Here is an 11109-nt window from a genome sequence, read left to right on the forward strand (position 1 = left end):
TAAGGGGGGAGTAAGGGGGGAGAAAGGGGGGAGTAAGGGGGGAGTAAGGGGGGAGTAAGGGGGGAGCAGATATTGCGATCTCGCGCTTTAATAATACAGATTCACAATGTGGAGGTCCATGAAAATCACGATAGCTTTGGGTTTGGCCGCGATCGCCTCGATCCCGTTCACATTAGCCGCCGCCGGGATTCCCGAAACCGGTTCCGCCGTCGCCAACTACCCCCGCCGGACTCCCGCCGCCTCCCCCCACTCCGGCGCCGTCACCATCGTCCCCGACGGCCGCGTTTACCAATTTGAAGCCGGACGGGGGATCTACCGGGTCCGCTACAATTACACCGGCCGCAACTGGACCCATGCGGACGTCGCCCCCATCCGCATCGACACGGACAAACCCATCGCCATTTTGCCGATGCAATATACCGGCAACGGCTTACAATCGGGCGCCAAAGTCTACGGGACCTCCGTCGGGCGGCTGTGGAATTCCATCACCGTGGAGGAGATGAAACGGCGTCTGGAGTTTTTGGGATTTTATGTCCTCACCCCCACGATTCAGATGTACGGGGAAACTCTGGACGGGTTCCAGGCGTTGGAGCACTTCATCGCCGGGGTGCACCGGGGCAATCGCAACGTGCAGACTGTCGTCCTGACGGCGGATGCGGATGTGGGGAACGAGGCGAACCCCCGGCCGGGGGCGCAGATGTTGGTGACGGGGTTGCATCCCCGCGATCGCATCTGGGAATCGAGGCTACAGTTGAGGATGGCATCATTTTACCAGCAGCAGCGGTTGGTGAATATCGGCCCGAGGGTGCGGGGGGGAAAGAGCGATCGCGAGGGGCATTCTCTGGCTTGGCATCCGATGATCGAGAGGGCGGCGGAATATAATCCCCACATCGCCATCATCGAAGTTGCCCAGGCGGTGGAAATTGTGGAAAAAGCCGGTTCCATTCCCGACGGGCGGCGGTGGGCGGCACCCCTATTCGATGCGATCGCCCTGGGGATGGCGGAACAGGCCTGCTCGACGGGGGAATATTCCCTGGCGATTTGCCAGCAGTCGGCGGGAAATTGATTTCCGAGCGGTTGCGGTTTGGAGATTCAACCGGATCGATAGCACTACGCGCGGTCCTCGGCAGTCGGGAATCGGGAGTCGGGAACTGAAACTGCTTTTCTATAAGGGTTTGAAGATTTCTGACCCCATTTCAACTGTAACTGCGCGAGCGATCGTTGCGATAGCACTAGGGAAATACGTTGGGACGGCTAGAATTTTACCACTCCAGGCACAGAGAAACACAGAGGGTTAATTCCCCTCCGCCTCCTCCGCCTCCGGTCGCTTCCCCCGCTTACCGAAGCTCCCGATCGCCCCCCGCCGTGGTACTCTATTGGCAGACCCGCTTCCGTTTGAGCGTCATTACCGGAACTGTTGGCAGTGATGCGGTGGAACCTTCCCGCCGTCTTCCCGGAGGGGGAGATGCCGGTCGAGTTACCGCCCCGATCCCAAAACGATCGAGTCCCTTGCCTGACGATCCCTCCAAATGAGATGATCGCAGATGCAGCCCGAGGACGATTCCAGAGCAATTCTTAATATAGAACCCCAATCATCTGGTTTCCTGGCTCCGGCACTCACACCTAAGCAAGCAGATAGATAAAGATAACTATGGCTGTTGCAACCCAATCACTCGAAGAACTCTGCATTAATTCCATTCGCTTTCTCGCGATCGACGCGGTAGAAAAGGCGAACTCCGGACACCCCGGATTGCCGATGGGCGCGGCGCCGATGGCGTTCGTGCTCTGGGATCGCTTCATGCGGTACAACCCCAAAAACCCCAAGTGGTTCAACCGCGATCGCTTCGTCCTCTCGGCGGGCCACGGCTGTATGTTGCAGTACGCCCTTCTCTATCTGACGGGTTACGATAGCGTCAGCTTGGACGATATCAAGCAGTTCCGCCAGTGGGGTTCCAAAACCCCCGGACACCCGGAAAACCACGTCACCGAAGGCATCGAAGTGACCACCGGCCCCCTCGGACAGGGCATCGCCAACGCCGTCGGACTGGCCGCCGCGGAAGCCCACCTCGCCGCCCGCTTCAACAAGCCGGATTGCACTGTCGTCGATCATTACACCTACGCCATTTTGGGCGACGGCTGCAACATGGAAGGAATTTCCGGGGAAGCTTGCTCCCTGGCCGGACACTGGGGCCTCGGGAAGTTGATCGCCTTCTACGACGACAACCACATCTCCATCGACGGTTCGACGGATCTGGCGTTCACCGAAGATGTCGCCAAGCGGTTTGAAGCCTACGGCTGGCACGTCCAGCACGTTTCCGACGGCAACACCAATTTGGATGCGATCGCGGATGCGATCGAAGCGGCCAAGGCCGTAACGGACAAACCCTCTTTAATTAAAGTTACCACCACCATCGGTTTCGGCTCCCCCAACAAGGCCAACACCCACGACGTCCACGGCGCGGCTCTGGGTAAGGATGAGGTGCAGGCCACCCGCGACCACCTGGGTTGGGAACATCCCGAGTTCGTGGTCCCCGACGACGCCCTGAAGCAGTTCCGCAAGGCGATCGAGCGCGGCGCCCAATATGAGGACGAGTGGAAAGCTACCTTCGAGACGTACAAATCCAAGTATCCCGAAGATGCGGCTACCCTGGAGCGGATGTTGAGCGGGAAGCTGCCCGAGGGTTGGGAAAAAGCATTACCCACCTACACCCCGGAAAGCAAGAAGGATGCCACCCGCAACCAGTCCGGCGCGACGTTAAATGCGATCGCCGGAGCCCTCCCCGAACTGATCGGCGGTTCGGCTGACCTCGCCCCCTCCAACAAAACCCTGCTCAAGGGTTTGGGCGACTTCCAAAAAGGTCAGTATGAAAACCGGAACTTCCGCTTCGGCGTCCGCGAGCACGGCATGGGCGCCATCTGCAACGGCATCGCCCTCCACGGTTCCGGTCTGATCCCCTACGGCGCCACCTTCCTGGTGTTCACCGACTATATGCGGAACGCCATCCGCCTGTCCGCGTTGGCGGAAGCCCCCGTCCTCTGGGTGATGACCCACGACTCCATCGCCCTGGGCGAAGACGGCCCGACTCACCAACCCGTTGAGCACATCGCCTCCCTGCGGTTGATCCCGAATCTGACCGTGATTCGTCCGGCGGACGGAAATGAGACATCTGGGGCTTATAAGGTTGCGATCGAAGATCGCCACCACCCCACCCTGATGGCCTTCTCCCGCCAGGGACTCCCCAACCTGGAGGGCAGCTCCATCGATAACGTCGCCAAGGGCGCCTACATCCTCAGCGACAACAGCGACGGCACCCCGGACATCATCCTGATCGGGACCGGCGGCGAAACCTACCTCTGCGTCGATGCGGCGGCTAAGTTGCGGGAAGAGGGCAAGAAAGTCCGCGTGGTGTCCATGCCCAGTTGGGAGCTGTTCGAGAAGCAGGACGCGGCTTACAAAGCGTCCGTGTTTCCGGCGTCCGTCAAGAAGCGTCTGGCCGTGGAAGCCGGCGTCAGCTTCGGCTGGTGCCGCTACGTGACCGACGAAGGCGCCACCATCAGCGTCGATACCTTCGGGGCGTCCGCTCCCGGCGGCGTGGTGCTCGAGAAGTTCGGCTTCACCGTGGATAACGTGGTCGCGAAGGCGAAGGAATTGCTGGGTTAATTCGATCGCCTAGTTTGAAATATCCGTTTTTCTGAGTCGGGGTACAACGCTGTTGTACCCTGATTTATTGAAAGCCTCCCTGCGTTTTTCAATCGATGGCAATTGCCATAATAGTGTTTGACATCCACCAATTTTGAAACCCAGACGATGAATGCCACTTTTTTCTCTCTTTTGTTTGTGGCCTCTTCCCTCTTTTCTACCGTATAAATAGAGCCCATAATTATGCCCCCAAATGACAGTCAATATTTGTCTTTATTTTTAGAACCCCTCAAAAGGTGTAAAAATTATCGTCCTAAATTTGGAAATAGTCAGACCTCAAAAGGATATTTATTGGACGAATTTACAGCCCTGTATGGTTCAGATCCATTTTATTCTTGGATCGGCTTAGATAATGAACTGATGTATGCGGCTCATCGGGCGGCGGGAGGTATGACCTCTATTTATCGACAAATTGGAATTGGTTGTGAGCGTTTATTTAGAGAAATTATTATCGATACGACTGGATACACCAATCGAGATTTTGCCGAATGGTCGTACACGGCTAAAACCCAATCTGGCAAGACCAAAAAGTTATCGTTAGATGCAAGGTTAGAATTGTCTAAAATCAACAATAATGCAATTCTTGAAAATATTGACCGATGGTTCGATGGCTACTGTTGCGATTTAATTGACGTTCAAAAACCGAGCCGAGGAATTGTTTTTGAAGTTCGACAAGGATATAAAAGCAAAGATAGTAAAAGACAAAATGCAGATATTGACAATGCGACCGTTGCTTGGGCAAGCAGTTACTTGCCAGTTTTTGCAATTTTCTCAGCGCAAATCGATGCCGATCTTATTTTAAGATATAAAAATAATCGTTGTGGTATTTTAATCGGCGTTGATAATGACGACCCTCTCATTTCTATTTATGCTTTTACGAGGCAAATCTTAAATTACGATCTAGCCGATTTTTTTAGAAGAAATACGGACGCCATAAAAAATGAAGTGAGAATCGTTTTGGAAACGTTACTGAGTGGGAGATGATCAAAATGCCGACCTCAAAAATTACCAGGCGTTCCGATTATACATTTCAATATAATCACAGGCTCGGACGACATGGATGGCTCCGGCTGACACCGGCTTACTCGGTGAAATTGGTTTCAGAATTGCTGGACAGTGCTTCGACTCAATCTGTCATTCTCGATCCATTTTCGGGGACGGCGACGACGGGACTTGTCGCCGGCGAACGGGGTATAAAGGCAGATTTGGTCGATATTAATCCATTTTTGATTTGGTTTGGAACTGCCAAATGTCAGAATTATAAGCGATCGCACATTGAAGAGATAAAATCCAGATGCGATCGCCTGCTGAAAAATTTAATCGATTTAGTCGAAACAGAAAATTGGGTTCCCCCACTTTACAACATACAAAGATGGTGGAGTGACCCCACCTTGAAGATTTTATCTGCACTGCGGGAAGGATTGGTTTTGGAATTTGGCGAACCCAGCCTGCGGAATTCGTATCATTTGCTTTGGGTGGCATTTTGCCGGTTGCTGATCGAAACTTCATCGGCCAAGTTCGACCATGTATCCATGTCTTTTTCGGATTCGGTTTTCCCTTTTGAAATTCGACAGATTCAGACTTTATTTACAGATATTCTCAATTCAATTCTAGACACGACTGGCGATCGCATCACCGGAGATGTCAACATTCACTTTGGCGATTCTCGAAATCTGGGCGATATCAATAACTTGCAAAAATATACGGACGTGATTACCTCTCCCCCCTATCCAAATCGCATGAGTTACATTCGCGAACTTCGTCCATATATGTACTGGTTAAAGTTTATCAAAGTTGCCCACGAAGCCGCAGATCTAGACTGGGATGCGATCGGGGGAACGTGGGGCTCCGCGACCAGTCGATTGGCAAATTGGACTCCCACCGATCGCGAACTTCCCGATCGCCTCTATGAAATTGTCGGTGCGATCGCCGCTTTGGATCGTAAAAATTCCCACTTGATGGCTCAGTATGTGATGCGGTATTTTCATGATATGCACCTGCATTTTAAGAGTTTACGGAGTCGTCTGTGTCCGGGAGGACGTTTATATTACATTGTCGGAAATTCCAGTTTCTATGGAATTCAGGTTCCCACCCAAGAGATATTTAAACTTTCTCTACACCGTCTGGGGTACACGAATCTATCCAGTCATATCTTGAGAAAGCGCAACAGTAAAAAAGAATTGTTTGAATTTTGCGTCTCTGCCCGGTGGCATCCTTAATTTGACAAGCAAAATTTTCGGCTGTAAATTACAGTTTACAAGATGGGAAGAATAACCGCGATCGCCCCCACCTATTTAAGATTGTAATTGTTTCAATTTTTCGAGATTGTCACCGCACAAAATTTCGAGATTTTCGGTGATTTTTTCGATCTCCCAATCCCACCAACGCAAGGTCTGTAAAATTTCAATTACATCGTCACCAAACCGCTTGCGAATCGGTTGGGCCGGGTTGCCGCCGACAATGGTGTAAGGTTCCACGTCCCGAGTCACGATCGCATGGGTTGCGACAACTGCCCCATTTCCGATCCGAACTCCCGGCATGATGGTCGCCTTGTAGCCGATCCAAACGTCATTTTCAATGATTGTATCGCCCCGGGAATTGTCGGAACTGGGGGTCATTTTTTCCCAACCTTCCCCGAAAATCCAGAAGGGGTAGGTGGTGAAATTTTCGAGGGAATGGTTGCCCCCGTTCATGATAAATGTGACGTCGCTGGCGATCGCGCAAAATTTCCCGATAATCAGTTTATCCCCCACAAAGTCAAAATGGTAGCGGACGTTTTTTTCAAAGTTTTCGGGATTCTCGAAATCGTCATAGTAGGTGTAATCCCCGACGATGATATTGGGATTTTTGACGACGTTTTTTAGGAAGCACAACCGCCCATAATACCGCAGGGGATAGGAACAGTTGGGGTCGGGTCCGATTCTTTCGCTGTCCGTCATATTCTCGACCTTTTCAATCCTAATTTTTAGATTTTTTTGACCTTTGTAGAATCGATTCTGTTCGCGATCGCGTCCGGTGAATGACGATCCGTTGCCTTTTCCCTTCCTTAATCCCAGCATAACCCGTTATTGAGACTTCTCCGTATTTTTTCGGTTGACCGCCCATCCCGGGTGAGTATTTGTACCGGTTTTCCGTAATCTCCCCCTGTCAAACTGTATTTGAGATCGCTTACACTAGATTTTAGTGGCTCACCAATATCACGATACCGAGTGAGGAAAACCCATGAAGACACTGAAACTGGAAATTCAGAAAGTTTCACCCTGTTTGTTTCAATTGTTGCGGGAATATTCCCCAACGCCACTCTGTGACGGCATCCTGTTCACCATCAATGGCGACAGCTACGAGACGCTCCTGATCGCCGACCAAATTCGCCGTCTGGTTGCCCCCCCTTGGAATCTGAAGGAACTGTAAATTGAGAGCGATCGCAGGCGATCGGGTTGAAAACGCCAAACGCGAACTGATTTTAACATAATTTAACATCAATCGATTTTGGACTCTACGTTGGACTCAAGCAGACAACCCCATCGCCGCGATCGCACCTGTCAGACCATTCAATTCACAAAAATTAACGATGAGAGTCCTACAGCAATCATCCGCTCTTAAAACCACCTTTAACCGGGGCATCGATCGCAAAGTCTCGACGCAACGGCAGGAAGTCAGCGACGCCTTGGGGGGCGGCCTCTTCGGCGCGATCGGATCGGGAGTTTTTCAGTTCAAACAAATTCGCAATCAGGTGAAAGGAAATCTCGGGGAAGGGTTGGTTTCCCTCCTGCTGATGACATTTCCCAACGATTGGGTACTCTTTAAAAATGCTTTCATTCCCACGACGACCCGACGCCTGACCGAAATTGACCTGCTGGTTGTCGGAAATCGGGGGATTTTCGCGATCGAGGTCAAAACGTGGAAAGGTTCCTTTTCCGCCTACCGGGACAACTGGAAACGCCGGGAGGGTTCCCAGTGGGTTCCCGTCCAAAATAGTCCGACTTCCCAAAGCCTCTATCACCGGGATATGTTGCGACGTTGGCTCGATCCGCAAATTCCCGGTTTGCCCCCCGATTGTATCGTCGCACCCGTCGTTTTTCCCATTGCCAAATGGGTCGGCGCGAAAGACTGTTCGGTTCCCGTTTTGACCGGCATTCAAGATTTGGTTTCCATGATGATGCGATCGCCCGAATGTCTGACAGAAGACCGGGTTTTAAAGATTACCAATTTGATCCAAAATTACGAACATTTGCCCGATTCAAAACCATCACCGAAGCCCAAGCCAAAATTAAAGAAAAAATCGCTTTAAAAGATTGTGGCGATCGCCTGTCTTAAGGAAGACGCGAAAATTTTCCGTTACGTAGTATACTAAACGGCAGTATTTCGGAAATCTTTGATATGACCAGTCTGTACGAAAAATTGGGCGGAGAGCCCGCCGTGGATGTGGCGGTCAATAAATTTTATGACAAGGTGATGGCGGATGAGCGAATCAATCATTTTTTTGCCAATACCGACATGAAAAGACAGAGGCAACATCAAAAAGCCTTCATGACCTACGCCTTCGGCGGTGGTCAACGTTGGACCGGGGCGCCCATGCGGGAATCCCACAGAAAATATGTCGAAGAAATGGGGATGGACGATCGCCATTTCGATGCGATCGTTGAGAATTTTGTCGCCACCCTCGAAGAACTCGATGTCCCCCAAGAACTCATCGACGAAGCCTCGCAAGTCGTCAATTCCCAGCAACACCGCAGCGATGTTTTGAATCGTTAATCCGAAAAACCGGCATCGAATTTTTTGTCAATTGTATCGCCCCCAAACCCCCAACTCTGGGGGCTTGGATTGGATTGAATTTTCAATCATCATTTCACACTGCCATAACCAGCCGTGGGGGCTCTGCCTCCGTGCCGGCCCTATCCCGTTAAAATCTATGCCGGCCCTATCGGTGCCATCTTTTCTCCTCGCAAGCTATACTGTCCAAACGACAGTTAATAGTGAGGATCGCGACACTCGATGAAATTGCACCCCCCTCCGACTCCCCCCTCCGATCCGGTTTCTCAAAACGGGACTTCCTCCCCCGCCAAAACCTGGGCGATCGAAGACAGCGAGAAACTCTACCGCATCCAGGGTTGGGGCGAACCCTACTTTTCCATCAATGCCGCCGGTCACATCACCGTTTCTCCCCAAGGCGATCGCGGCGGTTCCATCGACCTCTACGAACTGGTAGAATCTCTGAAAAAACGCAACCTGGGACTGCCGCTGCTGATCCGATTTCCCGACATCCTCAAAGACCGCATCGAACGCCTCAACGCCTGCTTTTCCAAAGCGATCGCCCGCTACAAATACCCCGGAGTCTATCGCGGCGTCTACCCGGTCAAATGCAACCAGGAACGCCACCTGATCGAAGATTTAGTTCGTTTCGGAGAGCCCCACCAGTTTGGGCTCGAAGCCGGATCGAAACCGGAATTACTCATCGCCCTGGCCTCCCTCACCACCCCCGGGGCGCTGCTGATCTGCAACGGTTACAAAGATCGAGAATACATCGAAACGGCGATGTTGGCGCGGCGGTTGGGACAGACGGCGATCGTCGTCATGGAACAGGTGGAGGAAGTCGAACTGGCGATCGCAGCCTGTCAAAAATTGGGCATTCAACCCATTTTGGGTGTCCGGGCGAAATTGGGAACCCGAGGAATCGGACGCTGGGGCGGTTCCACGGGCGATCGCGCCAAATTCGGCCTCACCATCCCGGAAATTATTCAAGCCTGCGATCGCCTCAAAGACGCGGGGATGCTGGACTGTTTGCAACTCCTCCACTTCCACATCGGATCGCAAATTTCCTCCATCAGTACCATCAAAGACGCCATCCGGGAAGCCAGTCAAATTTACGTCGAGCTCGCCGAGTTGGGGGCGAATATGCAATATCTCGACGTCGGCGGCGGTTTGGGGGTGGACTACGACGGGTCCAAAACCAACGCCCCCGCTTCCAAAAATTACAATATGCAAAACTACGCCAACGACATCGTGGCGGAAGTGAAAGAAGCCTGCGAAGAACGGAAAATTTCCGCCCCCATTTTGATCAGCGAAAGTGGGCGGGCGATCGCCTCTCACCAGTCGGTTTTAGTATTTGACGTTCTCGGCAGCAGCGAACCGCCCTCGGAAGATATTCCTTCTGTCAGCGAAGACGACCATCTGATCCTCCGCAACCTCGCCGAAACTTACCAATCTATCAATCCAAATAACTGCCAGGAAGCCTACCACGACGCGGTTCAATTTAAAGGAGAGGCGATTAGCGTCTTCAATTTCGGCTATTTGAATTTGCGCGATCGCGCCAAAGCCGAACAACTGTATTGGGCCTGCTGCCACAAAATTCGGGCGACCATCCGCGATTTAGAAATCATCCCCGAAGACCTCGGCGATCTCGAACAAATTATGGCTTCCATCTACTACGCCAACCTCTCCGTTTTCAAGTCCGCCCCCGACTCCTGGGCGATCGACCAACTGTTCCCCATCCTGCCCATCCACCGCCTCGACGAAGAACCCACCCGGCGGGCAATTTTGGCGGATTTGACCTGCGATAGCGACGGCAAAATAGACCGCTTTATCGACTGGAAAGATGTCAAATCCATTCTGGAACTTCACCCCCTGCAACCGGAAAAACCCTACTATCTCGCCATGTTTTTGGCGGGCGCCTACCAGGAAATTATGGGAAATTTGCACAACTTATTCGGCGATACCCACGTCGTCCACATCAAACTCAATCCCCAAGGTTACGAGGTGGAATATGTGGTAAAAGGGGACACGATGACCGAGGTTTTGGGTTACGTCCAATATGACGGCGAGGACTTGATTGAAAGCATCCGCCGGCAGACGGAAGCGGCTTTGCAAGCCCAAAAAATCACCCTGGAAGAATCTCAACTGCTGCTGCAAAATTACGAACGCAGCCTCGGGCGATATACTTATTTGAGTCAAAGTTGATTATCCCCCCCCAGCCCCCCCTTCGTAAGATTATCCCCCCCCAGCCCCCCCTTCGTAAGGGGGGGAGAGTTGGAATCGAGAGTTTTAAGCCAATTTTAGACCCGCCTTGAAATGAATTTCAAGGCGAATCGCAAAAGTCCACGCTTGCGTGGACTCGGTTGGAGTAATAGTGTCCTAACTATCTTGTCGGTTGCTATAGAATCGAGAGGTTTAAGTATTTCATATCAGATCCGGTTATCCCCTCCTCAACCTCCCCAATCCACGAAGCGAGGATTTTTGCTGGTAGGGGCCCCTGGCTTGCGCCCTCGGGGAATTGATTCCCAAGCGGTGCGAATATTCAACCGGTTTGTTTACGGGTATTTTACCGGATCTGATTTATCGCAGGTATCGCGCTCGTCTGTTTACAGTTTCCTGGGAGGGACAAACCTTGAAACCCTTATATCAAGGTGATT

The 11109-nt window shown here is 52.0% G+C and carries 9 protein-coding genes; 8 read left to right on the plus strand and 1 reads right to left on the minus strand.

Annotated elements, in window-relative coordinates; translation table 11 throughout:
* The first annotated feature begins 118 nt into the window (after positions 1 to 118).
* The 4 genes from LKE08_RS00960 (at position 119) to LKE08_RS00975 (ending at position 5919) form a co-directional block, all read left to right on the plus strand.
* Positions 119 to 1066 (plus strand): hypothetical protein, encoded by a 948-nt coding sequence (locus LKE08_RS00960; protein WP_324702318.1) that lies wholly within the window; start codon positions 119 to 121, stop codon positions 1064 to 1066.
* A 585-nt stretch (positions 1067 to 1651) separates the two neighbouring features.
* Positions 1652 to 3661: a transketolase gene (tkt, locus tag LKE08_RS00965; protein ID WP_324702319.1), complete on the plus strand. Its 2010-nt coding sequence runs from the start codon at positions 1652 to 1654 to the stop codon at positions 3659 to 3661.
* Between the two features lie 222 nt (positions 3662 to 3883).
* Positions 3884 to 4684 carry a hypothetical protein gene (locus LKE08_RS00970; RefSeq protein WP_324702320.1) on the plus strand — a complete coding sequence of 267 codons (801 nt, stop codon included), beginning with the start codon at positions 3884 to 3886 and terminating at the stop codon, positions 4682 to 4684.
* A gap of 5 nt (positions 4685 to 4689) precedes the next feature.
* Positions 4690 to 5919: a DNA methyltransferase gene (locus LKE08_RS00975; RefSeq protein WP_324702321.1), complete on the plus strand. Its 1230-nt coding sequence runs from the start codon at positions 4690 to 4692 to the stop codon at positions 5917 to 5919.
* A gap of 75 nt (positions 5920 to 5994) precedes the next feature.
* Here LKE08_RS00975 and LKE08_RS00980 read toward each other — a convergent pair whose 3' ends face one another.
* Positions 5995 to 6639, minus strand: a complete 645-nt coding sequence (locus tag LKE08_RS00980) for a CatB-related O-acetyltransferase (protein WP_324702322.1) — start codon at positions 6637 to 6639, stop codon at positions 5995 to 5997.
* Positions 6640 to 6922: 283 nt separating this feature from the next.
* On the opposite strand from LKE08_RS00980, the gene LKE08_RS00985 reads away from it, so the two are divergent.
* The 4 genes from LKE08_RS00985 to speA all read left to right on the plus strand — a co-directional run bounded on the left by LKE08_RS00985 (position 6923) and on the right by speA (position 10657).
* Entirely contained in the window at positions 6923 to 7111 is a 189-nt protein-coding gene (locus LKE08_RS00985) for a hypothetical protein (protein WP_324702323.1), read from the plus strand.
* 160 nt (positions 7112 to 7271) lie between these two features.
* On the plus strand, positions 7272 to 7991 hold the full coding sequence (locus LKE08_RS00990) for a nuclease-related domain-containing protein (protein WP_324702324.1): 720 nt from the start codon (positions 7272 to 7274) through the stop codon (positions 7989 to 7991).
* Positions 7992 to 8080: 89 nt separating this feature from the next.
* Positions 8081 to 8455 carry a group 1 truncated hemoglobin gene (locus LKE08_RS00995; RefSeq protein WP_324702325.1) on the plus strand — a complete coding sequence of 125 codons (375 nt, stop codon included), beginning with the start codon at positions 8081 to 8083 and terminating at the stop codon, positions 8453 to 8455.
* Positions 8456 to 8695: 240 nt separating this feature from the next.
* Entirely contained in the window at positions 8696 to 10657 is a 1962-nt protein-coding gene (gene speA, locus LKE08_RS01000; RefSeq protein WP_324702326.1) for a biosynthetic arginine decarboxylase, read from the plus strand.
* Positions 10658 to 11109 lie beyond the last annotated feature (452 nt).

This window comes from Lyngbya sp. CCY1209 (genome assembly GCF_035615495.1).
GTDB lineage: Bacteria > Cyanobacteriota > Cyanobacteriia > Cyanobacteriales > Microcoleaceae > Limnospira.